Below are 24842 nucleotides of genomic sequence, written 5' to 3'. Positions count from 1 at the left end.
TTAGTGGGCGTCCTTGCCAATAGGGGTTGATCCGGTCAGGTGCTGGACCACGCGCTCCATCTTCATGAAGCGCGAGCCCTTCACCAGGACAGTCGCGTTGCTATTGCCGCCCAGCTTTTCGTCCAGTGCTGCCAATAAATCGTCGAACTGCTCATGATGCTGTGCTCCCGACGCGGCCAGGTGGCGCGCCAGCTCGCCGGTCGCGAGCACGGTCTCGATGCCTTTGCTCTGTGCATAGGCGCCGATCTCTTCGTGAAACTCTTTTCCTTGCGCGCCCACTTCGCCCATGTCGCCCACCACCAGGATGCGCGGCGCCGGGTAGGACGCCAGCACGTCGATGGCGGCGCGCATGGAGTCGGGGTTGGCGTTATAGGTGTCGTCGATGACGGTCGCGCCGTTGACGGCCTGCTTGCGCTGCAGGCGGCCGCCGACGGGAGCGAAGGCTTCGAGGCCGCGCACGATGGCGTCCGCCGGGATGCCGGCCGCCAGCGCGCAGGCAAAGGCCGCCAGCGCGTTGCGCACATTGTGCTCACCAGCCGCCGCCAGCTTGACGCCAAACTGTGCGCCGCGCGCGGTGACCTGCAGGTCGCTGCCGAAACCGTTCGAGGTATAGCTCGCGCGCACGTCGCAATCGTTTGTCAGGCCGAACGTCAGGACATCGCATCGGGCGAGGCCGCGCCACAGGTCCGTATAGGTGTCGTCGCCCGGGAACACGGCCACGCCGCCGGCGGACAGGGCCTGCAGCACCGAGCCGTTCTCGCGCGCCACCGCCTCGACGGTGTGCATGAATTCCTGGTGCTCGCGCTGGGCGTTGTTCACCAGGCCGACGGTCGGCGCGGCGATCGCGCTCAGGCGGCCGATCTCGCCCGGATGGTTCATGCCCAGCTCGATCACGGCAGCCTTGTGCTGCGCGCCCAGGCGGAACAGGGTCAGCGGCACGCCGATCTCGTTGTTCAGGTTGCCCTGGGTCGCCAGGCGCTGGTCTTCGCCGAAGGCCGCAGCCAGGATAGCCGCAATCATTTCCTTGACCGTGGTCTTGCCGTTGCTGCCCGTGACCCCGATGACCGGAATCGCGTACTGCGCGCGCCACTGGTTGGCGATCTGCCCCAGCGCCGTCAAGGTGTTCGGCACGACGATGGCCGGCAGGGTCCAGCCCTCCGGCAACTCCTCGGCCACCACGGCCGCGACGCCGCTCGACGCGACCTGGCCCAGGAAATTGTGGGCGTCGAAGACCTCGCCGCGCAGGGCCACGAACAGCATGCCGGGCTGCAGCTTGCGGCTGTCGGTCGACACGCCTTCGAAGGCGATGTCGCCGCCCACCAGGCGCGCGCCCGGCATGGCCGAAATGAGTTGTGCGAGCGAACCGCGCATCAGTGAGTCCTCAACATGGTGAGCCGCGCCGTCAATGCCAGCGAGGCGTGGTCCGCGTCCGAGAACGGCATCTTGCGGCCCTTGATTTCCTGGTAGGGCTCGTGGCCCTTCCCTGCCAGCAGGATCACGTCCTGCCTGGCGGCCTGCTTCACGGCCAGCAGGATGGCCGCCGCGCGGTCCTCCACGGTCTGGTAGCGCGAATGCGGGTGATGCTTGTCCATGCCGGCGACGATCTGGGCGATGATGCTGGCCGGCTCTTCGCTGCGCGGGTTGTCGCTGGTGACCAGGACCTGGTCGGCCGCCTGGGCGATGGCGCCCATCTGCGGACGCTTGCCCGGATCGCGGTCGCCGCCGCAGCCGAACACGCACCACAGCTGGCCGCCGCGTTCCCTAGCAACCTGGCGCAGCGCTTCCAGCGTTTTTTCCAGCGCGTCCGGGGTGTGGGCGTAGTCGATCACGACCATCGGCGCATCCTGGCCGCCGATCTGCTGCATGCGGCCCGGGGCCGGCACCAGCGCCTCGATGGCGTCGACGGCGCTCTTGAGCGCCACGTCCTTGGCCAGCAGCGCGCCCAGCACGCCCAGGGCGTTGCTGACGTTGTAGTGGCCCACCAGTTGGGTGCGCACCAGCGCGCTGCCCTGCGGGGTCTCGACCTGGAATTCGGTGCCGGCGTTGCGGCTGCGCATGCCGGTGGCGCGCAGGATGCCCACGCCCTCGACGGCCGGCTGTTCCGCCTCGCCCTTGATGGTGTAGCCGACCACGTTCAGGGCCGGGAAGTTCTTGCGCAGATGCGCCACCAGGCGCTGCCCTGCCGCATCGTCCAGGTTGACGACGGCGTGCTTCAGGCCGTCCCACTCGAACAGCTTGACCTTGGCCGCTTCGTAGCTGGCCATGTCGCCGTGGAAGTCGAGGTGGTCGCGGGTCAGGTTGGTGAAGATCGCGACGTCGAAGTGCATGCCGGCGGCGCGGTCCTGGACCAGGCCGATGGACGAGGCTTCGATGGCCAGCGCGCTCGCCCTGGCCTCGCGCAGCTCGGCCAGTTTCTGGGCCAGCAGCACCGCGTCCGGGGTCGTGTAGCCGGTGACGTCGAAGCTGGGCTCGCCTTTACCCTTGATCAGGCCGACGCCCAGGGTGCCGATCACGGCGGCGGTCTCGCCCAGGCGCGCCAGGCACTGGCCGGTCCACAGGGCGATCGAGGTCTTGCCGTTGGTGCCGGTGACGGCGACGGTGAACATGCCCTGGTCCGGATGGCCGAGCACGGCGTGCGCGATCGGGCCGGCGTTCTGCTTCAGGCCGGCGACCGCGAAATGCGGTACGTCGATGGAAGCGTCCCAGCTGAAGCCGTTCTCCTCGTAGACGACGGCGGCCGCGCCTGCCTCGATGGCGGCGGCGATGTAGGCGCGGCCGTCAGCGGCCTCGCCTGGATAGGCAAAGAACACGTCGCCCTTCGCGACGCGGCGGGAATCAGAAACGAGACGGCCGCCCGGTGCGGCGGCGGCTATCCACTGACAGATGTCGTTAAGGCTCAACGCCATCACATGCTCTCCTCTAGGGGATGTTCAGGGATGATGATGTCTGTGACCGAGGAATCGGGCGGAACGTTCGCCGCCCTCAGCGCATTCGAGGCCAGGTCGGCCGCTGTCGGCGCGGCCACGCTGCCTCCTGTGCGCAAGGCTCCCCTCGGGTTATCGATCATGACGGCGATCACGAAGCGCGGCTTGGACATCGGCGCGATGCCGACGAAATAGCCGATGTTATCGGTCTTCGAATAGCGGCCGTTGACGATCTTCTCGGCCGTGCCGGTCTTGCCGCCCACGCGGTAGCCGGCCACCTGGGCCTTGGAGGCGGTGCCTTCCGGGCCGACCACGGATTCGAGCATGGTGCGGATCTGGGCCGCGGTCTTGGGCGAGATCACTTGCTGGCCGACCGGCTGCTCTTCCACTTTCAGGAAGGACAGCGGAATGATGTCGCCGTCGCGCGCGAACACCATGTAGGAGCGCGCCAGCTGCAGCAGCGACACCGACAGGCCGTGGCCGAAGGACATGTTGGCGTATTCGATCGGCTTCCACGATTTCCACGGACGCACGCGGCCGGCCACGGCGCCCGGGAAGCCGAAGCGCGGCGCCTGGCCGTAGCCCAGCTTGGTGTACAGCTCCCACATGTCCTGCGGCTCGAGCAGCTGGGCGATCTTGACGGTGCCGACGTTGGACGACTTCTGGATGATGCCGCCCACGGTCAGGTGGTCCTTCGGGTGCATGTCGCGGATGGTGCGGCCGGTCACGGTGATGCGGCCGCCCGAGACGTCGAACACGGTGTCCGGCGTGATCTTCTTCTTTTCCAGGCCCAGCGCCACGGTCACCGGCTTGAGCGTGGAACCCGGCTCGAAGGTGTCGGTGATGACGCGGTTGCGCAGCTGGGCGCCGGTCAGCTTGGAGCGGTCGTTCGGGTTGTAGGTCGGGTAGTTGGCCATGGCCAGCACTTCGCCGGTCTGGACGTCCAGCACCACGGCGCCGCCGGCCTGGGCGTTGAACTTCTCGACCGCGTTCTTGACGCTGGTGAAGGCGATGTACTGCAGCTTGCTGTCCACCGACAGGGTCAGGTCCTTGCCCTGGTGCGGCTCGCGGAACATGCCCAGGTCCTCGGCGATATGGCCGAGACGGTCCTTGATCACGCGACGGCTGCCCGGCACGCCCATCAGGTTCTTCTGGTGGAACAGCTCCATGCCTTCCTGGCCCACGTCCTCGACATTGGTGAAGCCCACCATGTGGGTCATCACTTCGCCCTGCGGGTAGAAGCGCTTGTATTCCTTGCGGGTGTCCAGGCCCTCGATCTTGAGCTTCTCGATCTGCTCGATGACCGGCATCTCGACCTGGCGCTTCAGGTAAACGAAGCTGCGGTCCGAATCGAGCTTCTTGCGCAGGTCGGATTCGGGCATGTCGAGCAGGCGCGCCAGCGCGCTGACCTTCTCCGGCGGATTCTTGAGCAGGTCTTCGGGGATGGCCCACACGGCCTTGACCGGCAGCGAGGACGCCAGCACGGCGCCGTTGCGGTCCAGGATGCGGCCGCGCGTGGCCGGCAGCTCGAGCGTGCGCTCGTAGCGGCTCTTGCCCTGCTTTTGCAGGAACTGGGTCGACATGCCCTGCAGCCACAGCGCGCGCAATCCCAGCGCGGCGAAGGCCGCGAACAGGACGAACAGGACCAGGCGCGAACGCCAGTCCGGCAGGCGCACGGCCAGGACCGGGCTCTTCGAGAAAGCCACGCCCTTCGATGCCGCGACCCGCGCGCCTGCTTTCATTGCGCCGCGCGTCATTGGGCCCCTTCCATCAGGTACTGGGTCCGGGCCGGGGTCAGCGGCGCCATGTTCAGCTCGGTGCGCGCGATCTGCTCGATGCGCTCGTTCTTGCCCAGGGTCGACTGGTCGAGCTGGAGCTGGGCCCAGTCGATGTCGAGCTGGCGCGACTGCTGCTGCAGGCGCTCGTATTCGATGAGCAAATGGCGCGCCTGGTAGCGCGCGTTGATCACCGACAGGGCGCAGCCGACCAGCAGCACGGTCAGGACAATGTTGAGCTTGGCGTTCATGCCGCCCCTCCCGCCAGGCGCTCGGCCACGCGCAGCACCGCCGAGCGGGCGCGCGGGTTGGCGTCGACCTCCTCGTCGCTGGGCTTGGTCTTGGCGATCAATTTCATCAGGGGCTGCGGCAGGTCGGCGGCGCGGATCGGCAGGCGGCGGTCCGGCTGGGCCACCTTGGCCTTGGACGCAAAGAACTGCTTGACGATGCGGTCTTCCAGCGAGTGGAAGCTGATCACCGACATGCGCCCGCCCGGCGCCAGCATGGCATAGGCCGCGCTCAGACCTGCTTCAAGGTCTTCAAGCTCTTTATTGATGAAAATCCGGACAGCCTGAAAGGTCCTGGTCGCAGGGTCCTTGCCCTTTTCGCGGGTCTTGACCGTGTCTGCCACGATTGCGGCAAGCTGTCGTGTGGTCGAAATTGGCTCGATTGCCCGGCGAGCAACAATCGCCTTTGCAATCTGGAAAGCATACCGTTCTTCTCCATAATCGCGTATCACCTTTTCGAGTTCGGTTTGGGGCGCGGTCGCAATCCACTCGGCCGCCGACATGCCGCGCGTGGTGTCCATGCGCATGTCGAGCGGGCCGTCCTGGCGGAAGCTGAAACCGCGGGTGGCGTCGTCCACCTGGGGCGACGAAATACCCAGGTCGAGGAGGATTCCGTCGACCTGCTGGATGCCGCGCGCGGCAAGCGCGTCATGCATCGTGGCGAAACTGTCGTGCACGATGGCAAAGCGGGTGTCCGCCAGCTGCTGCGCGGTGGCGATGGCCTGCGGGTCCTTGTCGAAGGCGAACAGGCGGCCACTGTCGCTCAGGCGCGACAGGATGAGCCGGCTATGGCCGCCACGGCCGAAGGTGCCATCTATATAAGTACCGGAGGTGCGTGCGCCCTCGAGGTTGAGCGCGTCCACTGCTTCGTCCAACAGCACCGTGCGATGCTGGAATGCGGGCACCGTGATTGTTTCCGTCATCGGCGCCTCAGAACGAGAAGTTGGAAAGAACATCGGGCATGCCACCGGCGACGGCCTCAGCCTCGTCTTCGGCCAGTTTGGCGGCATTCCAGATCTCGAAGTGGGTGCCCATGCCGAGCATCATCACTTCCTTGTCGAGCCCGACGGCTGCGCGCAGCTCGGGCGAAATGAGCACGCGGCCGGCGGAGTCGAGCTCGACATCCACGGCATTCCCAAGGAAAATGCGCTGCCATGCACGGGCCGACATCGGCCAGGCAGCGATCTGCTTGCGGTGCTCTTCCCAGACGGGACGGGGGAAGAAAAGCAGGCAACCGTGCGGGTGTTTGGTGAGCGTCATGCGTCCTTCACACTGCGAAACGAGGGCGTCACGGTGCTTGGCCGGGATCGACATCCGGCCTTTTGCATCGAGATTGATCGCTGACGCGCCCTGAAACACGTATTTACCTAGCTTTTGGAGAGGGTTTGTAATGGTGTTGTTGTAGGCGCCTTGGGAAGGGATTTCCTCCCACAAATCGACACTTTTTCACACTGTTTCCCACTTTAGTGGAAGCAATGTTGACGGTCAAGCGAATTCACACTTGGCAAATTCAAAATTTGCCAATGAAACCAATGACTTAGGAACAGGTGTTGATGGAATGAAATGCCAAAATGTCTCGTAAAATTAGGCACTTACACAACGGTGTGAAGGTACTGCCTCATTTGTAAACATGATGTTTACCTTTGATTAACTTCAACGCCCGTGCGAATGTTGACGCATGGAAACAACATTTCCCACGCAGAATTACACTGTATGGAATTGCAGGTCTCTGTAAGCCGAGTTAGGATGAAGCCAAGGCGATGACCCACCTGCCTCTGGCTCGCTCGGCAGGATGGCGGAGCCAGGCGGAGCGGGCCAGACTGGCGGACCGCTGGTCCGTTGCCAAGGAGACAGCCGTGAGCATCACCCTCGCCCGTACCCGCGCGGTCTACGACCTGACTGAAGTGCAGGAAGCGCTGGACCGCAACCGCGGCCGCTCCCCGGAACTCGACGCGTTTTACGAGCGCATGCTGGAGACCGGGGCCGACCGCTTCGTCACCACGCCCTCTTCCGTCGACGCGCTCGATCCCCTGTTCGAGGAATGTCCCAATTTCGATGAAGTACTGGACGACCTGGCGCGCTACCTGCGCCTGGCCCATGCCGGCGACAAGGGTTTCAACGTCATGCCCATCCTGCTGCTGGGCGGCCCCGGCGTGGGCAAGACCCATTTCGCCAAGCGCCTGGCCAGGGCCATGTCCACCGAGTGCGAACTGATCAGCATGAACGCCCTGTCGGCCGGCTTCGTCATCACCGGCAGCTCGGCCAGCTGGCGCGGCGCCAAGTGCGGCAAGGTGGCCGAGCGCCTGGTGCGCGGCAAGTACGCCAACCCGGTGCTGGTGCTGGACGAAGTGGAAAAGGCGAGCGGCTCGACCCAGTCCGATCCGCTGGCCGCCCTCTATCAATTACTGGAGCCGGAAACCTCGAAGGCTTTCCGCGACGAATTCATCGACGTCGACGTCGACGCCAGCCAGATCTTCTGGGTGCTGACCGCCAACTCGGTGGACGGCATTCCCTCTCCCCTGCTCAACCGCATGGCGGTCTACGAAGTCCCCAAGCCGACGCCCGAACAAGCGGCCGGCATCGCCCAGCGCATGTACCGTGGCCTGGTCGAGGAACTGAACCTGGGCGGCTTCGACGACGTGCTGGCCGACGGGGTGCTCGACAAGCTGGCGCCGGTGTCGCCGCGCGACCTGCGCAAGACCCTGCTCGACAGTCTCGGCTATGCGGTAGCGGACGGCCGCGCCCATGTGAGCGTGGACGACATCCGCCTGCGGCAGGCGCCGGGCAAATCCAGGATCGGGTTCTAAATCACGGATGCCGGGCCAGCTGGCGCCGCTCGGCCGCGCGCCCGTGCAGCAGCGCCAGCAGCTGGTCGGCCTGCTCGACACTGACCAGCAGCGACTGGCCTTCCCTGGCCGGCAGATACACGACCCGCTCACGGTCGGTCATGGCCACGAACAGCGGCCGCTGGTCTTCGCTGGTGAAGCGTCCGGCGGCATAGCCCGGCAAACTGATGCCGTTGTTGCGCAAGCCCAGCTGGGCGGCGTCGATCGCGGCCAGGCTGCCGTGGCGGGCATGCGCCAGGTCGAACTCGCCGATGTCGCGCGCGTATTCATAAAAGTAGCTGGCGCGCACCAGGACCTGGCCGTCGCGCACCTCGAGCGTGTTCTTCGACAGGCCCAGCGCCAGCAGCAGGGTCACGGGCAGCACCAGCGCCCCGGCCGCGGCCCCGCTTTTCAGCTTGGCCGCCAGGCCGCGCTTGCGCGCCAGCAGCATCGGCAGCGCGGAAGCCAGGCATGTGATACCGATGAGTGTCAAATATGCCGACAGGCCGACGGCGGGAATGTCGAACACGGCAGCGCTCATCGGTGCGCCTCGCGCCGGAAAGGATCATAGCTGACGACGACCGCCGAGCCTTGCCAGGCCAGCGGCAATCCCCATCCGCAGCCACGTTCCGGCGGTTTCGCCGGGAACCAGTACTTCTTTTCCATGTACCCGCTCCGGTTCAGTCTTTCGCAGCGTCACCTTAACAGACTTGCCTTGCGCGCGGCACGGCGATGGCTCAAACCCCTCCCATCCCTATATGTCGTCGCCGCCGAACTTGGATGAGAGTCCTGATTCTTAACGTGAAGACACCCAATTTTTTCCGGAGGGATAGAAAGTTTTAAATAGAAACTTTCGGTATTTTTTACACTTTTCCTTTCTGTCGAAGTGCTACCCGCGATAGGTATTTGATTTATCTCAAAGTATTGACGCTGGCCCGTAACTTGCTCTTACGACGTTGTAGTACCTGGCAGTTACCCACAAGAACGAAGTAATTCCATAGGAGCTAGTGATGAAGTCAAAAATCCTGAAGCTTGCAATTAGTGCAGCACTCGTAACTGGCGCCTCGCCAGCATTCGCCGACCTGGTCTATCAAACTGGCGCACAACAAACAGGCACTGGCCTGGGCGCCGTGTCGACCGTGGTGACTGTCCAGGACAACACCGTCGGTCCCCAACCGCCCGCTACCGAGTCGGGCTGCGTCCGCCACACCAATGGCGGCAACATGACCAATCCGGACCAGACCTGCGAGCCGAGCACTGGCTTGCTCGGGGGGGACAATACCGGCGCCGTTGGCGGCAATGGCGTTTATTTGCTCAGCGATATCGACGGCATCACCACCGCTGGCGAACTCGGTTTCGTTGTGAACATCAGCGAACCTGGCAGTGACGACGCGACCCTCACCGACCTGTACATGAGCCTGTACGCCCTCGATGGCACCTTGCTGGAAATCTTCTCGTACACCGGGCCTGACCTGATCTTGGAAGATACCGGGGGCATCGGCCAGTCAGGCCTGCACCGTTTTGTCCTGGACGACCTCCAAGCCGCAGCCGCCGACCTGGCCTGCCCCGACCTGACGCAATGCGTCGTCGCTGGCGGGGTCCAGTTCCTTGCAGGCACCACCCAGGGCACCCCGGAAACCGTGCGCGTCGGCGCCTTCGAGCGTGACGACAGCGGCAACCCGGGCGAAGTGCCGGAGCCGGGCTCGGTCGCCCTGCTGGGCCTGGGCGCGATGGCAATGGGCGCAATGCGCCGCCGCTTCGCAAAGAAGTAAGCCAGCCTGACAGGTACTGCTTCAAGCGCCGGTCCGGCATCGTCCGGGCCGGCACCGCCGGGCCGGCGCCTGAAGCGTATCCACTGTTCTACTGCTCGCCCGGGATCACCACGGTCGAGTAAGCCGTCACGACCTTCCATCCGAGCGCCTCGTACAAGGCCCGCCCCTCTTCGGTTGCCACCAGCACCCTGTTCGCCTGGTGCGATTGCTGCATGCCGCCCAATGCCGACATGATCGCCCTTCCCAGGCCGCGCCGGCGATGCGCCGCGTGCGTGTCGATGCGATCGAACACGAAGCATCCATCGTGTTCCACGGCGTAGCCGCTCGCGGCGACGGAGCCGTCTCCGGCATGGATGCGCGCCATGTAGACGCCGTCTCTCTCCGCGACCTCCAGCCGGTAGCCTGGCCCCGGCATGCGCGGCTCGCCGTCCATGCCTGCCTGGGTCATGAAGTAGCCGCCCGGCTGCAGCCGCCAGCGCGCAGGCACAAGCGCCAGCAGCTGCTCGCCGGAACCGCACATCTTGATGAAGACGCGGCTGGTCTCGATCGACGCCGCCAGCTCCGCCAATCGGGGATCGGGACCGGCGAACACGTAGCGCCGCACTTCCTCCGGCGAAGCGGTGTCGACGCGCATGCCGCCGTGGTCCGGAACAGGCCGGGGAAGGCCACGGGCCAGCGAACGCCCGGCGAGCCAGCCCCACAGCAGCGCGGGATCGACATGGGACGCGCTGCGCATGTCAGGGCGTGACCCAATCGCGGGCATGCTGGACCGCCCTGGCCCAGCGCGCCATCAGCGCTTCGCGGCGCGCTTCTTCCATGACAGGCTCGTAGCGGCGCTCGGCCTGCCACTGGCGCGCGATGTCCTCGCCCGACTCCCAGAAACCGACCGCCAGGCCGGCCAGGTAGGCCGCCCCCAGGGCCGTGGTTTCGGTCACGCGCGGACGCACCACGGGAATGCCGAGCAGGTCGGCCTGGAACTGCATCAGCATGTCGTTGCACGCCGCGCCGCCGTCGGCCCGCATTTCGGTGACGGCGCAGGCGGCGTCCTTCTGCATCGCATGCAGGAGCTCGGCGCTCTGGTAGGCGATGGCTTCGACCGCGGCGCGCGCGATATGGGCCGCCGTGGTCCCGCGCGTCATGCCGACGATGGCGCCGCGCGCATACGGGTCCCAATGCGGAGCGCCCAGGCCGGTGAAGGCCGGCACCAGCATCACCCCGCCGCTGTCGGGCACGCTCAGCGCCAGCGGCTCCACATCGGCGGACTGCCGGATGATGCCCAGGCCGTCGCGCAGCCACTGCACCGTGGCGCCGCCCATGAACACGCTGCCTTCCAGCAGGTAGTCGGTGGCGCCGGCGATGGTCCAGCCGACCGTCGCCAGCAGGCGCGTATGCGAGACGGGCGGCTTGTCGCCCGCATGCATCAGCATGAAGCAGCCGGTGCCGTAGGTGTTCTTGACCAGGCCCTTGCGATGGCAAGCCTGGCCGAAGGTGGCCGCCTGCTGGTCGCCGGCGATGCCGGCGATCGGGATCGCATGGCCGAACCACTCCTCGGACGCCAGGCCCACGACTTCCGAACTGGCCACCACTTCCGGCAGCACGGCTGGCGGAATGCCGAACAGGTCCAGCAAATCCTGGTCCCAGCGCAGCGTGTGGATGTTGAACAGCATCGTGCGCGAGGCGTTGCTGACGTCGGTGACATGGCGGCCGCACAGGCGGAACGCCAGCCAGCTGTCGACGGTGCCGAAGGCCAGCTCGCCGCGTTCGGCGCGCTCGCGCGCATGCGGCACATGCTCGAGCAGCCATTGCAGCTTGGTGGCGGAAAAATAGGCGTCGACTTCGAGGCCGGTGCGTTCCTGGATCATGGCGGCATGGCCGGCCGCGCGCAGGCGGTCGCAGGCTTCGGCGGTGCGGCGGTCCTGCCAGACGATGGCGCGGGCGAGCGGTTCGCCGCTGCTGCGGTCCCATAGCAAGCTGGTCTCGCGCTGGTTGGCGATGCCGATGGCGGCCACTTGCGCGGGCTGGATGCCGGCCTGGCGCAGGGCCTCGCGTGCGCAGGCGAGCTGGCTGCTCCAGATGTCGAGGGCGTCGTGCTCGACCCAGCCGGGCTGGGGGAAATGCTGGGGGTATTCGCGCTGGCAGCTGGCGACCGGCAGTCCGGCGTGGCCGAACAGGATCGCGCGCGAACTGGTGGTGCCCTGGTCGAGGGCGAGGATGAAGCGATCCATCACGTCTCCTGAAGCGGTGCTAAGAAGAGAAGCCCAGGCGCGGATACCCGGCGCAGCCGTCAACCTCGTGCAGGAAGCCTGCGTCCAGGTAGCGCGGGATCTTGTCGAATTCACCCAGCACCCGGCTGCGGAATGGCTCGTCCTCGTACCAGCGTTCGGCCGGGACGCCGAAGTAGTTGACCGGACAGACCGACATGCGCAAGCCCGGCCAGTGCCGCTGCAAGGTCATGAGGTAGCGGCGCGTCGAGCACACCTTGCCGATGACGAGGACGCTGCGGATCGCGCCGAGGTCCATCGCTTCGGCCGCACGGGCGCGGCCGAAGCGGACGTTTTCGCCGGTGTTGGTGGCGGCGGTTTCCAGGATCAGGACCGACTCGGGCAGGCCCATGCGCACCAGCCGCTCCCCGATGAGCTCCGCCTCGGCTTCCAGCAGGCCGCGCGTGCGCCCGCCGGAGACCAGCAGGCGGCGGAACATGCCCTGCTGCCACAGCCCATAGGCCGCGTCGCAAAATTCGGGCATGCCGTGGCGCGTGCCGAAGAGGAAGCCAAGGTCCGAGGGTGAGGCCGGAAAAGCCGGCATCATGTAGTCGGCTATCAGCTGCAAATCAGTGGGAGACATGGCGCGGGAGCGAGTCGTCGACAGGCCGATCATATCAGCCCGGCAAGCCCTTATGTCCACGCCGTGGAGAGAGAATTCAAGTAAAGCAGGCCGATAGGCCGGATTCTGTGTAGTGGTCTCCCTTGCGGGACGCCCCTATGACAGCCATTCCTCTAGGCGCTGGATTACTCCAGCGCTCAAGCTTCCTACCCGCACGCTCCGCGAGCAACATCAACGCGTGCCTATTTGGAATTGCTCCAGGTGGAGGTTACCGCGTTTCACCGTAACTTAATACGCTCGTCTCTGTGGCCCTATTCCTCGCCTTATACCTTGCGGCTTTCAGCGGACGGCCGTTAACCGTCACCCCGCTCTGTGGAGTCCGGACCTTCCTCCCGCCCGCATCCGAAGATGAGGGCCAGCGACTGTCTGGCCTGCTTCACGGCTGACATTGTAACCGATTGGGGGTGGGCGGGACAGCGGAGCCGGGAGGATGCGTGGTGCGCGCCACAGTGCAAGCGGAGGCCCGCTACCCGTAAACGCCATCCCGGCGCAGGCCGGGATGGCGTTTACGGGTAGCGGGCCGAACGCTCGCGTTTTCTGAAATTTGATGTCGCCATTTCAAAAGCCTCCACTGAGCAGCTCACATAGAATGCCCGGATGCCAAACCAACAAGGATGACCGAACCATGACGCACCCTTCCCGTACCGGCGGCCAGATCCTGGTCGATGCGCTCCACATCCACGGCGTGGACACCGCCTTCGGCGTGCCGGGCGAAAGCTACCTCGACGTGCTCGACGCGCTGCACGATTCGCAGATCCGCTTCGTGATCAACCGCCAGGAAGGGGGCGCGGCGTTCATGGCCGAGGCCTACGGCAAGCTGACCGGCAAGCCGGGCATCTGCTTCGTCACCCGCGGCCCGGGCGCCACCAACGCCTCGATCGGCGTGCACACCGCCTACCAGGACTCGACCCCGATGATCCTGTTCATCGGCCAGGTCGGCAACGACTTCATCGACCGCGAAGCCTTCCAGGAAATCGACTACCGCCGCATGTTCGGCCAGATGGCCAAGTGGGTGGCCCAGATCGACCGCGCCGACCGCATCCCCGAATACATCGCGCGCGCCTTCCAGGTCGCCACCAGCGGCCGTCCGGGCCCGGTGGTGCTGGCGCTGCCGGAAGACATGCTGGTCTCGACCGCCGCCGTGGCCGATACCCGCCCCTACCAGCCGGTCCAGGGTTCGCCTTCCGCCGCCCAGATCGCCCAGCTGCGCGCCGTGCTGGCCGAAAGCCGCCGCCCGCTCGTACTCCTGGGCGGCAATACCTGGAACGACCAGGCCTGCGCCGACCTGCGCGCCTTCGCCGAAGCCAACCACCTGCCGGTGGCCTGCGCCTTCCGCTTCCAGGACCTGCTCGACAACGATCACCCGCACTACGTCGGCGACGTCGGCATCGGCATCAATCCCAAGCTGGCGGCGCGCGTCAAGGACGCCGACCTGCTCATCGCCCTCGGCCCGCGCCTGGGCGAGATGACCACCAGCGGCTACTCGCTGCTGGCCTCGCCGGTGCCGCAGCAGCGCCTGGTCCACTTCCACCCGGACCCGGAAGAACTGGGCAGCGTCTACCAGGGCGAACTGATGGTCGCCAGCGGCATGCAGCAGGCCTGCGCCATGCTGGCCGCGATGGAACCGGTCGACGCCAGTGCCTGGAAAGGCACGGTCGCGCAAGCCAGGGCCGAGCTGGCCGCTTACCAGGCCCAGCCGCCTATCTTCAAGGAAGGCAATGCCCCGCTCGACCTGTGGCAAATGGTGCAGGAACTGATGGCCCAGCTGCCGCACGACGCCATCATCACCAACGGCGCCGGCAACTATGCTTCCTGGGCGCACCGCTTCTACCGCTACGGCGGCATGCGCACCCAGCTGGCGCCGACCAGCGGCGCGATGGGCTACAGCGTGCCCTCGGGCGTGGCCGCCAAGATCGTGCACCCGGAGCGCACGGTGGTGACCTTCGCCGGCGACGGCGAATTCATGATGAACGGCCAGGAACTGGCTACGGCGGTGCAGTACGGCGCCGGCGTCGTGATCCTGCTGTTTAACAACGGCATGTTCGGCACCATCCGCATGCACCAGGAACGCGAATACCCGGGCCGCGTGTCCGGCACCGGCCTGCACAATCCCGACTTCGCCGCGCTGGCGCGCGCCTACGGCGGCCATGGCGAAGTGGTGGAAACGACGGAAGAGTTCGGCCCGGCCCTGCGCCGCGCGCTGGCCCATGCCAACGAGCACAACAAGCCGGCCCTGATCGAGCTGCGCTACGACGGCAACCTGATCACGCCGAACGCGACCCTGGAAGCCATCCGCAAGAACGCGGAAGTCACCAAGGCGAAACGCTGAGCGGAATGCCCGGCTCGGGAAACCGGGCCGGGAAGACTGGGGTCAGTTCTGTTCCAGGCCGAGCTCGGCTGGAAGCGGGATGGGAGCGTCGAAGAAGCTGGCCTGTTCAGGATGCGTCAGGAACAGCGCGACCAGGGCAATGAAGGCCCAGACGACGATGTTGCGCAGGGTCGCGGCGCTGCCTTCGAGGGCGTTGTCACCGAACACCAGGCGCTTCAGGAAGTTCGTGATTTTCACGGTTAAACCCCGATTTTATCTATTGGTCTCTCTCTGGCTGTCACTCTATATCAGCCGCGCTCGTTTTTCCAGTTTCGCACTGTTGAGTTGTGACGATTTGATGACAGATTGACGACACGAAAATCTTCCGTGAAGCCAGCGCCCGCGCCGCGTGGGCGCGCGCAGTGGGCTGCGGAGTAGGCTGTATTGCTGCTCTGGTAAAATATTCGCTACTTTTTTCATCGCGCCGCCTCCTGGCGCTGCATGCAGCCCCCACCACCAGACCATGTTTAGCTTCTTCAAGAGAAAAAAAGCTCCGGAAACTCCGGAGGTGCAAGCGCCTGCGCCAGTCATCGCGCCCAAGCCGGCTCCGGCGCCCGAGCCCGAACCGGCATCCGCGCCTGTCCCGGCGCCGATCGCGCTGCAGGAAGGCGAGCTGTTCCCTGAAACCGCCGAGCGTCCCACGACCGAAGCCGAAAAGAAACGCTCCTGGATGACGCGCCTGAAGGCGGGCCTGTCCAAGACCTCGAGCAACCTGTCGCTGCTGTTCGTCGGCGCGCGCATCGACGAAGACCTGTACGAGGAACTCGAAGCGGCCCTGCTGATGTCGGACGCCGGCATGGACGCCACCCAGCACCTGCTGGATGCGCTGCGCCGCAAGGTCAAGGAAGAAAAGCTGCTCGACGCGGCCGCCGTCAAGAATGCACTGAAGGAGTTGCTGATCGAGCTGCTGCAGCCCTTGCAGAAGCCGCTGGAGCTGGGCCGCCACGACCCGCTGGTGATGATGATCGCGGGCGTCAACGGCGCCGGCAAGACCACCACCATCGGCAAGCTGGCCAAGCACATGCAGCGCTTCGAGCAATCGGTGCTGCTGGCCGCCGGCGACACCTTCCGCGCCGCCGCGCGCGAGCAGCTGATGGTCTGGGGCCAGCGCAACAACGTCACCGTGATCTCGCAGCAGTCGGGCGACCCGGCAGCGATCGCCTTCGACGCGGTGCAGTCCGGCAAGGCGCGCGGCGTTGACGTGGTCATGGTCGACACCGCCGGCCGCCTGCCGACCCAGCTGCACCTGATGGAAGAACTCAAGAAGATCAAGCGCGTCATCGGCAAGGGCATGGAAGGCGCCCCGCACGAGACCCTGCTGGTCATCGACGGGAACACCGGCCAGAATGCCCTGGCCCAGGTGAAGGCCTTCGACGACGCCCTGCAGCTCAGCGGCCTCATCGTCACCAAGCTGGACGGCACCGCCAAGGGCGGCGTGCTGGCCGCGATCGCGCGCACCCGCCCGATCCCGGTCTATTTCATCGGCGTGGGCGAAAAGCTGGACGACCTGCAACCTTTCAACGCGGAAGAATTCGTCGAAGCGCTGCTCGGCTAAACCCCATGATCGAATTCCAGTCTGTTTCAAAACAGTACTCTCATGACGCCTATGCGCTGCGCGACGTCTCCCTCAGCATCGCCAAGGGCGAGCTGGTCTACCTGGCCGGCCCTTCGGGCGCCGGCAAGTCGACCCTGATGAAGATGGTGGCCGCGGTCGAGCGGCCCAGCAGCGGCAAGGTCCTGGTCAACGGCCAGGACATCGGCCGCATCAACAAGGCCGGTATTCCCTTCCTGCGCCGCAACCTGGGCCTGATCTTCCAGCAACAGCGCCTGCTCAACGACCGCCACATCCTGGCCAACGTGATGCTGCCCCTGCTCGTGACCGGCGCACAGAAAGGCCAGGCCGAACAGCGCGCCCGCGCCGCGCTCGACAAGGTCGGCCTGGCGGACCGCGCCAAGGCCATGCCGCTGGAGCTGTCCGGCGGCGAACAGCAGCGGGTCGCGGTGGCGCGCGCCATCGTCAACCGCCCGCAGATCATCCTGGCCGACGAGCCGACCGCCAACCTCGACCGCGTGGCGGCCGACAAGGTGATCGACGCCCTGCGCGCCTTCCACGCCGCCGGCGTCACCTGCGTGATCTCGACCCACGACGAGCAGGTGCTCGACGCAGCCGGCCGCGTGATCCGCCTGGAGCACGGCCACCTGGTCGGAGGCGCCGCATGAGCCCCTGGTTCCGCCAACACAGCTTCGCGCTGGGCGCCGCGCTGTCCACGGTGCGCAAGTCGCCCGGCAGTTTCCTGTTCAACGTGCTGGTCGTGGCCCTGGCCCTGACCCTGCCCTTCGCCGGCATCACCCTGCTCGACAACGTGCGTCCCCTGTCCGAGCAATTGTCGGTCGACCCGGAAATCAGCCTGTACATGCGGGAAGACACTCCGCGCGCCGAGGCCCAGGCCCTGGCGCCGCAGATCCGCGCCATCGTCGGCAAGGGCAAGACGCAAGTGAACTTCGCGCCGCGCGAAAAGGCGCTGGCCGAGCTCAAGGACAGCAGCGGCCTGGGCGACGTGATCGACACCCTGGGCGAGAATCCGCTGCCGGACAGCTATGTGATCAAGCTGGAAGCCTTCGCCAGCGCCGGTGCGGCCGAGCAGGTCGACGCCATCGTCGAGCGCCTGCGCGCGCTGCCGGGGGTGGAATCGGTGCAGGTCGATTCGAGCTGGGTCAAGCGCCTCGCCGCCATGCTGGGCGTGCTGCGCCTGGCCCTGCTGCTGCTGGCCGCCACCCTGGGCGTCGTCGTGATCGCGGTGGTGTTCAACACGATCCGCCTGCAGGTGCTGACGCAGAAGGAAGAAATCGCCGTGGCCAAGCTGCTGGGCGCGACCGACAACTTCATCCACCGGCCCTTCTATTACACCGGCGCCCTGCTCGGCCTGTGCGCCGGGGCCGTGGCCCTGGGCGTGGTGGCGCTGGCGCTGGTGCCGATGAACGAGGCGATCCTGGCGTTTGCGCGCCTGTATGCTTCGGATTTCCAGTTGTTCCCGCTGGGGGCGCTGGAAGTGGCGGGCTTGCTGGCGATCAGCGCCGGTCTTGGACTGATCGGGGCGATGCTGTCGGTGCAGCGGCATCTGGCACGGGTGCGCTGAAGTTTCTATTTAATGGTGACGGTGTTCTGGCTTCCCGATCTTGACGGCGCTAAAGAAGAACCCGTCCCAAAAGATCACCGCTCGATTGGGTTGTTTGATAAAGACATGCGTGCAACCCAGGTCGACGACCGTGACCGGATTAGGAAGCCGTAAATTCCTTGCGCTGATCCGGGCTTCACGGCGCACATAGAGATCTGGCTCGACGCGCTGGGCCTCCAGACTGGGGGCTCCACAGGTCTGGTCGCCGAATCGCGTTCCCTCCTTTCGTATTGCCATCACGCGACCGAGCAGTTTTTTCGCCTGTTCGTCGTCGATAGACGTAATCTCGACGTTATCGAGAACGGAAGTGAAACGCCAGTCTCCAATTACCTCATGGACAGGTTGCGCCGCTTGCAGTGGCACGGAGATAAACAGTGCAGTCATCGCAAGCACAGCATATGCGTGGATTCGCTGGCTTATGGTAGAGCAAGGCAAGAAGGACATGCGGCTATCCTATTTGAGGGCTCAGGTTGCAGTCTCAGACTTTGCCATGCTTAGAAACAAGCACCTTGAAAACCGTCGCATTGGCCTCATTTTTACTGCTTAGCCGTTCCACCCTACGCAATCACGCGAAATCCTCCTACACGCCGAGCGATCCCAACGTGCGGCAGCCAACAGAGGGGCGGTGCCTCAGCCCTTAATCTGTCCCTGAACGCAAAACTTCCAGCACTTTCAAGCTCACACCTGAGCTGCATCAAGCATTTAGCGACGTTCTGCTCTACAGTGAAACCGGCGGTCAATTTGATGCTTTCAGGCAATACTTTGGCAGGCCTTAAGCACCGCGGCGGTTCCTAGCACTCACCTCGGGAGAGTGCTAATATATGAGCTAAGGAAAGTCAGATTTCAAGAGAAACGCATCCGTAAGCAGTCGTAACAGCGCGTAACAGCTATGCCACTGAGCAATCCTTGGTGGCACATTGTGGATGCAGCAAGATTATCTAAGAGGGAAATGAATATGTCCGCACAATCCGCATTGGTTCCGACCAGCAGTCGTGCTCTGGGACTCGGTTTCACAGGCAATCTTGGCAATATCGACGCCTACATCTCGGCCGTCAACCGCCTGCCGATGCTGACCCATGAGGAAGAGGTCTCGCTGGCAACGCGGCTGCGGGACAACAATGATCTCGATGCTGCGCAGAAGCTGGTGCTGTCGCACCTGCGCCTGGTGGTCTCGATCGCGCGCGGCTACCTGGGCTATGGCCTGCCGCACGCCGACCTGATCCAGGAAGGCAACATCGGCCTGATGAAGGCCGTGAAGCGTTTCGACCCGAACCAGGGCGTGCGCCTGGTGTCGTACGCCATGCACTGGATCAAGGCCGAGATGCATGAATACATTCTGAAGAACTGGCGTCTGGTCAAGGTTGCAACGACCAAGGCGCAGCGCAAGCTGTTCTTCAACCTGCGCAGCAACAAGCAGAGCCTGGACGCCATGTCGCCGGCCCAGGTCGACGAGCTGGCCAAGATGCTCGACGTCAAGCGCGAGGAAGTGATCGAGATGGAAACCCGCCTGTCGGGCCGCGACATCGCCCTCGAAGCGCCGACGGACGACGAGGACGACAAGTTCTCGCCGATCGCCTACCTGTCCTCGGACCTGGAAGAGCCGACCAAGGTCATCGAAGCCGGCGAAGTCACCCGCCTGCAGTCGGAAGGCCTGGAGACCGCGCTGGCTAAGCTGGACCCGCGTTCGCGCCGCATCGTCGAAGCGCGCTGGCTGGCCAACGACGACGGTTCGGGCGCGACCCTGCACACGCTGGCCGAAGAGTTCGGCGTGTCGGCCGAGCGTATCCGCCAGATCGAATCGGCTGCGCTGAAGAAGATGAAAGGCGCGCTGGCCGCTTACATGTAATCGGCACGCCGCACCAGGAAAGCTCCGCCGCGGCGGAGCTTTTTTTTCGCGCCTGCAAAGGCTCATTGCTCAAGCATATGAAACCGACGATCCATCCCGACGAGGTGGCGTTCAGCGCGATCCGCGCCCAGGGCCCGGGTGGCCAGAACGTGAACAAGGTCTCGTGCGCGGTCCACGCGCGCTTCGACATCGCCGCATCCTCGCTGCCGGAGGAGGTCAAGGCGCGCCTGCTCGCCTTGCGCGACGCCCGCGTCACCCAGGAAGGCGTACTGGTCATCAAGGCCCAGCAATCGCGCAGCCTGGAGCAGAACAAGCTCGATGCGCTGCAGCGCCTGCAAGCCCTGGTCGACAAGGCGGCCGAGGTCCAGGCGGAGCGCCGCCCTACCCGGCCCACACGCGCCTCGCAGCGGCGCCGGCTCGACGCCAAGAACCGCAGCGGCCAGATCAAGGCCCTGCGCGCCAAGGTCAGCGACTAGGCGCGCCAGGCGCTCTTAGAAACGTGTGACAATTCCGCATGCGGCCCGAGTGAACCTTTGCGCGCCTGCGCGGTATTCACCGGGGGACAGAACAAGAACACGGGAGCGCGAGCGGCGTGAACGGCCGGAACCATGACAGGGAACTGGCGTTACTGGACGAAGCCTGGCTGATCCAGCGGGCGGCGGCCGGAGACCGTTGCGCCTTCGAATCCCTGTACCGGCTGTATTTCCCGCGCATCGCGCGTTTCCTGCACCGCATGACGCGCAATGCGCAGCTGATCGAGGAGGTCGCCAACGATGCGATGCTCGCCGTCTGGCAAAAGGCCAGGACCTTCGACGGCAGCTGCAAGCTGTCGACCTGGATCTTTGCGATTGCCTACAGGAAGGCCTGCAAGGCCCTGCACGCGCTCGACGAACCGCTCGGGGCCTGCCCCGACGACTGCGAATGCGGCCCGGCCTGCCAGCCCGAGCGCCTGTTCGAACAGCTGCGCCTGGGCGACGCCGTCAACGCCGCGCTCGACACCCTGCCGCTGGCCCAGCGCGCTGTGTTCCAGCTGACCTTTTTCCACGACATGGGCTATGCGGAAATCGCCGAGGTGATGGCTTGCCCGGTCAACACCGTCAAGACCCGGCTGTTCCATGCGCGTCGCAGGCTGGCCCAGCTGCTGGCCGATCAACTGGAGGAAAGGACATGAGCGGACAGGATGCCCATCAGGCGGCCCAGGCGGTGCTGCCCTGGCTGCTGAACGGCACGCTGGCGCCCGAGGAGCGCGCAGGTGTCGAACGCCACCTGCGGGAATGCGCGCCCTGCCGCGCCGATCTCGACGCGCTGCGCGCCATGCGCAGCTCTGCGGCCCAGCCGGACCCGGATTGCGATCCCGAGCGCGCCCTGGCGCGGCTGTTGCCCGCGCTCGACGCCGGCGCAGCCAAGCCACGGCCATCACGCCCCACCCTGCTCCAGCGCCTGGCCGCCAACGATGCCCGCTGGCTGGTCCGGGTTGCCGCGGCCCAGTTCGCAGTGATCGCGCTGCTGGGCGGCCTGCTCCTGGCGCGGGTGTCGCCGTCGCCGGACACGGGCGCCTATCGTCTCCTCGGCGCCGAGGCGCCGGCCCAGGCGAACCTGGTGCTGGCCTTCGCGCCGGACACGCCCGAGCAGGAGCTGCGCCGCATCGCGCGCGCCGGCGGGGTACGCATCGTCGGCGGCCCGACCAGCACCGGGGCCTGGCTCGCCGTGACATCCAGCGGCGACATGGCGCCCGTGCTGGCGCGCCTGCGCGCGGAGCCGGCGGTGGTGCTGGCCGAGCCGCTCGCCAGCGGGAAGTAAGCATGCGCGCGGCCGTGAGAACCCTCTTGTGCGCCCTCCTCGGCGCGCTGCTGCTGCTGGGCGCAGGCGTACAGGCGCAGGACGCGCCGGACGCCGGCCAGGCGGCGGCAGCGCGCCAGGTGCTGGTGATGCTGCGCCTGCCGCCCCAGCATTACCGGCCCGACGCCGCCTACGGCGGCAACTACCGCAACGACAGCGGCCAGGCGGCGCGCCGGCGCGTGGCCCAGGACCTGGCGCGCACCCACGGCCTGACCCTGGTCAGCAACTGGCCGATGCCGGTCATCGGCGTCGACTGTTTCGTGATGGAACAGCACGGCGCCGCGCCGCTCGCGTCCGTGCTGGCGGCGCTGGCGCGCGACCCGCGCGTGGCCTGGGCCCAGCCGGTCGGGATCTACGAGACCCTGGGCGGCGGCGATCCGCTGTTCCGCCTGCAGCCGGCGGCGCGCGCCTGGCGCCTGGCCGAGCTGCACCGCGCCAGCACCGGCCGCAAGGTCGCGGTGGCGGTGATCGACAGCGGCATCGACGCCGCCCATCCCGACCTGGCCGGACAGATCGCGCTGCAGGAGAACCTGGTCGATACCCAGGCTGCCGTGGCGGAGGCACACGGCACCGCCGTCGCCGGCGTCATTGCGGCGCGCCGCGACAATGGCGTCGGCATCGCCGGCGTCGCGCCCGATGCGCGCCTGATGGCCTTGCGGGCCTGCTGGGAAACAGCGGGTCATCCCGCACGCTGCAGCAGTTTCACCCTGGGCAAAGCCCTGAATGTCGCACTGATGCACGAAGCGCGCATCATCAACCTCAGCCTGGGCGGACCGCCCGACCGCCTGCTGCAGGCCTTGCTGGACGCGGCCCTGGCGCGCGGCGTGCTGGTGGTGGGGGCGATCGACCCGCAGCTGCCCGGCGGCGGCTTCCCGGCCTCGCATCCGGGCGTGATCGCGGCCGGCGCCGCGGATGCACCCGATGCCGACATCCCCACCAGCCTGCCCGGCGGACGCTGGGGCTTCGTCTCCGGCTCGTCCTATGCGGCGGCCCACGTGAGCGGCATGGCCGCCCTGCTGGTCGAGCTGCGCCCGCACGCCGGCGCTCCCCTGGTGCGCCAGGCCTTGCGCGAACAGCAGAGCCGCGCCGACGCGCGAGCTGGTAGTATGGATCCATGCGCGCGCCCCTGCTCCCTGCGACCCGCCATCCTTGCTTCTTCCGCACCGCCCTGCGCGCGCGCGGCGTCTTCGGCGCCTTCCTGCTGACCTTCTCCTGTGCTACGCAGGCGCAAGTGAGCGCCAGCCTGTCCCTGGTGTCCGAATACGCGGTGCGCGGCCTGTCGCTCAGCGAAGGCCGTCCCGCCGCCCAGCTGCGCGTCGACTACGACAGTCCCTCCGGCTGGTATGCGGGGGGCTTCGTGTCCTCGGCCAGCCTGGCCTACAGCCCCACGCGTGCCCAGCTGATCGCCTATGCCGGCTACGCCCGCAGGATGGCCTCCGGCCTGAGCTGGGACACCGGAATCAGCCGCACCAGCTTCGCGCGCGACGCCCGCTACCGCTACGACGAGTTCCATGCCGGCCTGAGCTGGGAAAGCGGCAGCGTGCGCGCCTATCTGTCGCCGCACTACTACGGCGCCGGGCGCAGCGCCTATCTCGAATGGAACGGCGTGCATCCGCTGGGCGAGCGCTGGCGCCTGGTCGGGCACGCGGGCGTGCTGCGCCGCTTCGGCGGCTATGGCGGCGCCGACGGACCGGCGCGCGCCGACCTGCGCCTGGGGCTGGCCTACGACGCCGGCTCCGCCACCTTCCAGCTGGCCTGGCTGGCGCGCCAGCGCGACCCGGCCGTCGCCGCCCCGCGCGCGCGCGCGCTGGCGGCCAGCATCGGCGTCGCCTTCTGAGAACCTTTCAGGATCGGGGTGGGATTAACGCAGGTATCCACCCCACCTGACAGGAGCCATCATGACCATCCATCACAGAGCGGCCGCCTTGCTCAAGGCAGGCCTGGCCGGCCTCACCCTCGCCGCCGCAGCGGTCTCCTGCGGCGGCGGTGGCGGCGACGACGAAGAGATGACCGTCACGCCGCCGGTCTCCACCATCACCAGCGCCTACACCGCCACCTCGCTGGTGACGGAAGCGACTGGCGGCGCCCCCAACACCGACGCCAAACTGCTGAACGCCTGGGGCATCGCCTTCAACCCGAACGGTTTCGTCTGGGTGGCGAACGAAGGCAGCTCGACCTCCACCTTGTACGACGGTAACGGTGTGCCGCAAACCCTGGTCGTCGCGATCCCGGCGGGGACCCCCGGCGCGGCCAGGCCGACCGGCATCGTCTTCAACGGCAGCCAGGATTTCAAGGTGACGCAGAACGGCGTCACCGGGGCCAGCCCCTTCATCTTCGCCGGCCTGGGCGGCACCATCGCCGGCTGGTCGCCGGCGGTGAACCTGAACAACGCGGTGACGACGGTGGACACGGGAAGCAATGGCGCCTTCTACACCGGCCTGGCGATCGGCAACTCCGCGGGAGCGAACTATATTTATGCCCCCGACTTCCGGCGCGGCGGCATCGATGTCTACGACACCGGCTTCCAGAAAGTCACCCTGCCCGGCGGCGGCTTTGTGGATCCCGGCCTGCCGCCCAACTATGCGCCCTTCGGCGTGCAGGCGGTGGGCGACCGCGTCTACGTCAGCTACGCCCAGCGCGGCGCGAACGGCACCGACCGGGTCGCCGGCGCGGGCCTCGGCTTGATCAACGTGTTCTCGACCGGCGGCGCCTTCGTGGGACGACTGGTCACGACCGGCGGCGTCCTGAACGCGCCCTGGGGCATGGCGATCGCGCCCGCCGACTTCGGCGACTTCAGCAACATGCTGCTGGTGGCCAACCGCGGCGATGGCAAGATCAACGCCTTCAGCCCGCACGACGGCAAGCTGATCGGCACCCTGATGCGCAGCGACCGCACGCCCATCGTCATCGACGGCCTGTACGGCATCGCCTTCGGCAACGGCATCCAGGCCCAGCCGCGCAATGCCCTGTTCTTCACGGCCGGTCCGGGCAACGGGACGCGCGGCCTGTATGGGCGGATCCAGCTGCAATGAGGCGGTCATGATGCGCGAGCCATGGATGGGGCTGGTGCGGCGGCGGAGCTTGCGCGATGCGCCCGGCGCGCTTTCCGCGCAGCCGCTAGAATGTTTCTCCGACCCGATTCGAGCA

The 24842-nt window shown here is 66.4% G+C and carries 26 protein-coding genes and 1 other RNA gene; 13 read left to right on the top strand and 14 right to left on the bottom strand.

What is annotated here, in order from left to right; genetic code table 11:
• Genes murF through mraZ form a run of 6 tightly spaced genes read right to left on the bottom strand, consistent with a single transcriptional unit; the run spans position 1 to position 6345 of the window.
• On the bottom strand, positions 1–1371 hold the full coding sequence (gene murF / locus KBW95_RS17160; protein ID WP_211528848.1) for a UDP-N-acetylmuramoyl-tripeptide--D-alanyl-D-alanine ligase: 1371 nt from the start codon (positions 1369–1371) through the stop codon (positions 1–3).
• Positions 1371–2906 (bottom strand): UDP-N-acetylmuramoyl-L-alanyl-D-glutamate--2,6-diaminopimelate ligase, encoded by a 1536-nt coding sequence (locus KBW95_RS17155; protein WP_211528847.1) that lies wholly within the window; start codon positions 2904–2906, stop codon positions 1371–1373. Before KBW95_RS17155 ends, murF begins: the two co-directional genes overlap by 1 nt.
• The gene (locus tag KBW95_RS17150) at positions 2906–4681 is read right to left on the bottom strand and encodes a penicillin-binding protein 2 (RefSeq protein ID WP_211525370.1); all 1776 of its coding nucleotides are present in this window, start codon (positions 4679–4681) and stop codon (positions 2906–2908) included. Before KBW95_RS17150 ends, KBW95_RS17155 begins: the two co-directional genes overlap by 1 nt.
• Entirely contained in the window at positions 4678–4950 is a 273-nt protein-coding gene (ftsL, locus tag KBW95_RS17145; RefSeq protein ID WP_211525369.1) for a cell division protein FtsL, read from the bottom strand. The genes KBW95_RS17150 and ftsL overlap by 4 nt, the downstream gene beginning before the upstream one ends.
• A complete protein-coding gene (gene rsmH / locus KBW95_RS17140) occupies positions 4947–5909 on the bottom strand; it encodes a 16S rRNA (cytosine(1402)-N(4))-methyltransferase RsmH (RefSeq protein ID WP_211528846.1) in 963 nt (320 codons plus the stop codon). Before rsmH ends, ftsL begins: the two co-directional genes overlap by 4 nt.
• A 7-nt stretch (positions 5910–5916) precedes the next feature.
• On the bottom strand, positions 5917–6345 hold the full coding sequence (mraZ, locus tag KBW95_RS17135) for a division/cell wall cluster transcriptional repressor MraZ (RefSeq protein WP_211518660.1): 429 nt from the start codon (positions 6343–6345) through the stop codon (positions 5917–5919).
• Positions 6346–6842: 497 nt separating this feature from the next.
• On the opposite strand from mraZ, the gene KBW95_RS17130 reads away from it, so the two are divergent.
• The gene (locus tag KBW95_RS17130) at positions 6843–7793 is read left to right on the top strand and encodes an AAA family ATPase (RefSeq protein ID WP_211528845.1); all 951 of its coding nucleotides are present in this window, start codon (positions 6843–6845) and stop codon (positions 7791–7793) included.
• Position 7794: 1 nt separating this feature from the next.
• On the opposite strand, the gene KBW95_RS17125 is transcribed toward KBW95_RS17130, so the two are convergent.
• Together KBW95_RS17125 and KBW95_RS24755 are read right to left on the bottom strand one after the other, a co-directional pair.
• The gene (locus tag KBW95_RS17125; protein WP_211525366.1) at positions 7795–8352 is read right to left on the bottom strand and encodes a hypothetical protein; all 558 of its coding nucleotides are present in this window, start codon (positions 8350–8352) and stop codon (positions 7795–7797) included.
• Positions 8349–8477, bottom strand: a complete 129-nt coding sequence (locus KBW95_RS24755) for a hypothetical protein (protein ID WP_267875474.1) — start codon at positions 8475–8477, stop codon at positions 8349–8351. The genes KBW95_RS17125 and KBW95_RS24755 overlap by 4 nt, the downstream gene beginning before the upstream one ends.
• Before the next feature lie 344 nt (positions 8478–8821).
• Here KBW95_RS24755 and KBW95_RS17120 point away from each other — a divergent pair, with 344 nt between their 5' ends.
• Complete coding sequence (locus KBW95_RS17120) at positions 8822–9583, top strand: PEP-CTERM sorting domain-containing protein (RefSeq protein ID WP_211525365.1); 762 nt, start codon at positions 8822–8824, stop codon at positions 9581–9583.
• A gap of 88 nt (positions 9584–9671) precedes the next feature.
• Here the strand turns inward: KBW95_RS17120 and KBW95_RS17115 are convergent, their stop codons facing one another.
• From KBW95_RS17115 to rnpB, 4 genes are all read right to left on the bottom strand, one after another.
• Complete coding sequence (locus KBW95_RS17115) at positions 9672–10319, bottom strand: GNAT family N-acetyltransferase (protein ID WP_211525364.1); 648 nt, start codon at positions 10317–10319, stop codon at positions 9672–9674.
• Between the two features lies 1 nt (position 10320).
• Positions 10321–11808 carry a glycerol kinase GlpK gene (glpK, locus tag KBW95_RS17110; protein WP_211528844.1) on the bottom strand — a complete coding sequence of 496 codons (1488 nt, stop codon included), beginning with the start codon at positions 11806–11808 and terminating at the stop codon, positions 10321–10323.
• 19 nt (positions 11809–11827) lie between these two features.
• Entirely contained in the window at positions 11828–12328 is a 501-nt protein-coding gene (locus tag KBW95_RS17105) for a YdcF family protein (RefSeq protein ID WP_229429822.1), read from the bottom strand.
• Between the two features lie 177 nt (positions 12329–12505).
• Positions 12506–12844: RNase P RNA component class A (gene rnpB / locus KBW95_RS17100), an RNA gene on the bottom strand.
• A gap of 247 nt (positions 12845–13091) precedes the next feature.
• Between rnpB and KBW95_RS17095 the strand changes: the two genes are divergently transcribed.
• On the top strand, positions 13092–14795 hold the full coding sequence (locus KBW95_RS17095) for a thiamine pyrophosphate-binding protein (protein WP_211528842.1): 1704 nt from the start codon (positions 13092–13094) through the stop codon (positions 14793–14795).
• Between the two features lie 42 nt (positions 14796–14837).
• Here the strand turns inward: KBW95_RS17095 and KBW95_RS17090 are convergent, their stop codons facing one another.
• Positions 14838–15032: a hypothetical protein gene (locus KBW95_RS17090; protein ID WP_211525360.1), complete on the bottom strand. Its 195-nt coding sequence runs from the start codon at positions 15030–15032 to the stop codon at positions 14838–14840.
• Positions 15033–15297: 265 nt separating this feature from the next.
• On the opposite strand from KBW95_RS17090, the gene ftsY reads away from it, so the two are divergent.
• From ftsY to ftsX, 3 genes are read left to right on the top strand one after another with little or no spacing between them, the layout of a single operon-like run.
• On the top strand, positions 15298–16389 hold the full coding sequence (gene ftsY, locus KBW95_RS17085; RefSeq protein ID WP_211528841.1) for a signal recognition particle-docking protein FtsY: 1092 nt from the start codon (positions 15298–15300) through the stop codon (positions 16387–16389).
• A gap of 5 nt (positions 16390–16394) precedes the next feature.
• Complete coding sequence (locus tag KBW95_RS17080; protein ID WP_211525358.1) at positions 16395–17054, top strand: cell division ATP-binding protein FtsE; 660 nt, start codon at positions 16395–16397, stop codon at positions 17052–17054.
• On the top strand, positions 17051–17971 hold the full coding sequence (gene ftsX, locus KBW95_RS17075; protein WP_211528840.1) for a permease-like cell division protein FtsX: 921 nt from the start codon (positions 17051–17053) through the stop codon (positions 17969–17971). The genes KBW95_RS17080 and ftsX overlap by 4 nt, the downstream gene beginning before the upstream one ends.
• A gap of 9 nt (positions 17972–17980) precedes the next feature.
• Here ftsX and KBW95_RS17070 read toward each other — a convergent pair whose 3' ends face one another.
• Entirely contained in the window at positions 17981–18454 is a 474-nt protein-coding gene (locus KBW95_RS17070) for a hypothetical protein (RefSeq protein ID WP_211528839.1), read from the bottom strand.
• A 511-nt stretch (positions 18455–18965) separates the two neighbouring features.
• On the opposite strand from KBW95_RS17070, the gene rpoH reads away from it, so the two are divergent.
• The 7 genes from rpoH (at position 18966) to KBW95_RS17035 (ending at position 24727) form a co-directional block, all read left to right on the top strand.
• The gene (rpoH, locus tag KBW95_RS17065; RefSeq protein WP_211525355.1) at positions 18966–19856 is read left to right on the top strand and encodes an RNA polymerase sigma factor RpoH; all 891 of its coding nucleotides are present in this window, start codon (positions 18966–18968) and stop codon (positions 19854–19856) included.
• A 77-nt stretch (positions 19857–19933) separates the two neighbouring features.
• The gene (arfB, locus tag KBW95_RS17060) at positions 19934–20332 is read left to right on the top strand and encodes an alternative ribosome rescue aminoacyl-tRNA hydrolase ArfB (RefSeq protein ID WP_211525354.1); all 399 of its coding nucleotides are present in this window, start codon (positions 19934–19936) and stop codon (positions 20330–20332) included.
• A gap of 116 nt (positions 20333–20448) precedes the next feature.
• The gene (locus tag KBW95_RS17055; RefSeq protein WP_211528838.1) at positions 20449–21027 is read left to right on the top strand and encodes a sigma-70 family RNA polymerase sigma factor; all 579 of its coding nucleotides are present in this window, start codon (positions 20449–20451) and stop codon (positions 21025–21027) included.
• Entirely contained in the window at positions 21024–21656 is a 633-nt protein-coding gene (locus tag KBW95_RS17050) for a zf-HC2 domain-containing protein (protein ID WP_211528837.1), read from the top strand. Before KBW95_RS17055 ends, KBW95_RS17050 begins: the two co-directional genes overlap by 4 nt.
• A 14-nt stretch (positions 21657–21670) precedes the next feature.
• Positions 21671–22900, top strand: a complete 1230-nt coding sequence (locus tag KBW95_RS17045) for a S8 family serine peptidase (RefSeq protein WP_373888816.1) — start codon at positions 21671–21673, stop codon at positions 22898–22900.
• Positions 22810–23532, top strand: a complete 723-nt coding sequence (locus KBW95_RS17040; protein ID WP_211528835.1) for a TorF family putative porin — start codon at positions 22810–22812, stop codon at positions 23530–23532. The genes KBW95_RS17045 and KBW95_RS17040 overlap by 91 nt, the downstream gene beginning before the upstream one ends.
• 61 nt (positions 23533–23593) lie before the next feature.
• Positions 23594–24727 carry a TIGR03118 family protein gene (locus KBW95_RS17035; RefSeq protein WP_211528834.1) on the top strand — a complete coding sequence of 378 codons (1134 nt, stop codon included), beginning with the start codon at positions 23594–23596 and terminating at the stop codon, positions 24725–24727.
• Positions 24728–24842: the final 115 nt, after the last annotated feature.

Source organism: Massilia sp. ZL223, assembly GCF_018119395.1.
Taxonomy (GTDB): domain Bacteria; phylum Pseudomonadota; class Gammaproteobacteria; order Burkholderiales; family Burkholderiaceae_D; genus Telluria.
This window is presented reverse-complemented; position numbering and strand designations above follow the sequence as displayed.

Excerpts from the sequence above, each read along its gene's own strand:
- KBW95_RS17155 (WP_211528847.1), bottom strand. The coding sequence starts at position 2,906 with ATGGCGTTGAGCCTTAACGACATCTGTCAGTGGATAGCCGCCGCCGCA.
- KBW95_RS17040 (WP_211528835.1), top strand. The coding sequence starts at position 22,810 with ATGCGCGCGCCCCTGCTCCCTGCGACCCGCCATCCTTGCTTCTTCCGC.
- KBW95_RS17035 (WP_211528834.1), top strand. The coding sequence starts at position 23,594 with ATGACCATCCATCACAGAGCGGCCGCCTTGCTCAAGGCAGGCCTGGCC.
- KBW95_RS17070 (WP_211528839.1), bottom strand. The coding sequence starts at position 18,454 with ATGTCCTTCTTGCCTTGCTCTACCATAAGCCAGCGAATCCACGCATAT.
- KBW95_RS17125 (WP_211525366.1), bottom strand. The coding sequence starts at position 8,352 with ATGAGCGCTGCCGTGTTCGACATTCCCGCCGTCGGCCTGTCGGCATAT.
- ftsX (WP_211528840.1), top strand. The coding sequence starts at position 17,051 with ATGAGCCCCTGGTTCCGCCAACACAGCTTCGCGCTGGGCGCCGCGCTG.
- arfB (WP_211525354.1), top strand. The coding sequence starts at position 19,934 with ATGAAACCGACGATCCATCCCGACGAGGTGGCGTTCAGCGCGATCCGC.
- murF (WP_211528848.1), bottom strand. The coding sequence starts at position 1,371 with ATGCGCGGTTCGCTCGCACAACTCATTTCGGCCATGCCGGGCGCGCGC.
- KBW95_RS17080 (WP_211525358.1), top strand. The coding sequence starts at position 16,395 with ATGATCGAATTCCAGTCTGTTTCAAAACAGTACTCTCATGACGCCTAT.
- KBW95_RS17095 (WP_211528842.1), top strand. The coding sequence starts at position 13,092 with ATGACGCACCCTTCCCGTACCGGCGGCCAGATCCTGGTCGATGCGCTC.
- ftsL (WP_211525369.1), bottom strand. The coding sequence starts at position 4,950 with ATGAACGCCAAGCTCAACATTGTCCTGACCGTGCTGCTGGTCGGCTGC.
- KBW95_RS24755 (WP_267875474.1), bottom strand. The coding sequence starts at position 8,477 with ATGGAAAAGAAGTACTGGTTCCCGGCGAAACCGCCGGAACGTGGCTGC.
- KBW95_RS17150 (WP_211525370.1), bottom strand. The coding sequence starts at position 4,681 with ATGACGCGCGGCGCAATGAAAGCAGGCGCGCGGGTCGCGGCATCGAAG.
- ftsY (WP_211528841.1), top strand. The coding sequence starts at position 15,298 with ATGTTTAGCTTCTTCAAGAGAAAAAAAGCTCCGGAAACTCCGGAGGTG.
- rsmH (WP_211528846.1), bottom strand. The coding sequence starts at position 5,909 with ATGACGGAAACAATCACGGTGCCCGCATTCCAGCATCGCACGGTGCTG.
- rpoH (WP_211525355.1), top strand. The coding sequence starts at position 18,966 with ATGTCCGCACAATCCGCATTGGTTCCGACCAGCAGTCGTGCTCTGGGA.
- KBW95_RS17115 (WP_211525364.1), bottom strand. The coding sequence starts at position 10,319 with ATGCGCAGCGCGTCCCATGTCGATCCCGCGCTGCTGTGGGGCTGGCTC.
- KBW95_RS17105 (WP_229429822.1), bottom strand. The coding sequence starts at position 12,328 with ATGCCCGAATTTTGCGACGCGGCCTATGGGCTGTGGCAGCAGGGCATG.
- KBW95_RS17120 (WP_211525365.1), top strand. The coding sequence starts at position 8,822 with ATGAAGTCAAAAATCCTGAAGCTTGCAATTAGTGCAGCACTCGTAACT.
- KBW95_RS17050 (WP_211528837.1), top strand. The coding sequence starts at position 21,024 with ATGAGCGGACAGGATGCCCATCAGGCGGCCCAGGCGGTGCTGCCCTGG.
- glpK (WP_211528844.1), bottom strand. The coding sequence starts at position 11,808 with ATGGATCGCTTCATCCTCGCCCTCGACCAGGGCACCACCAGTTCGCGC.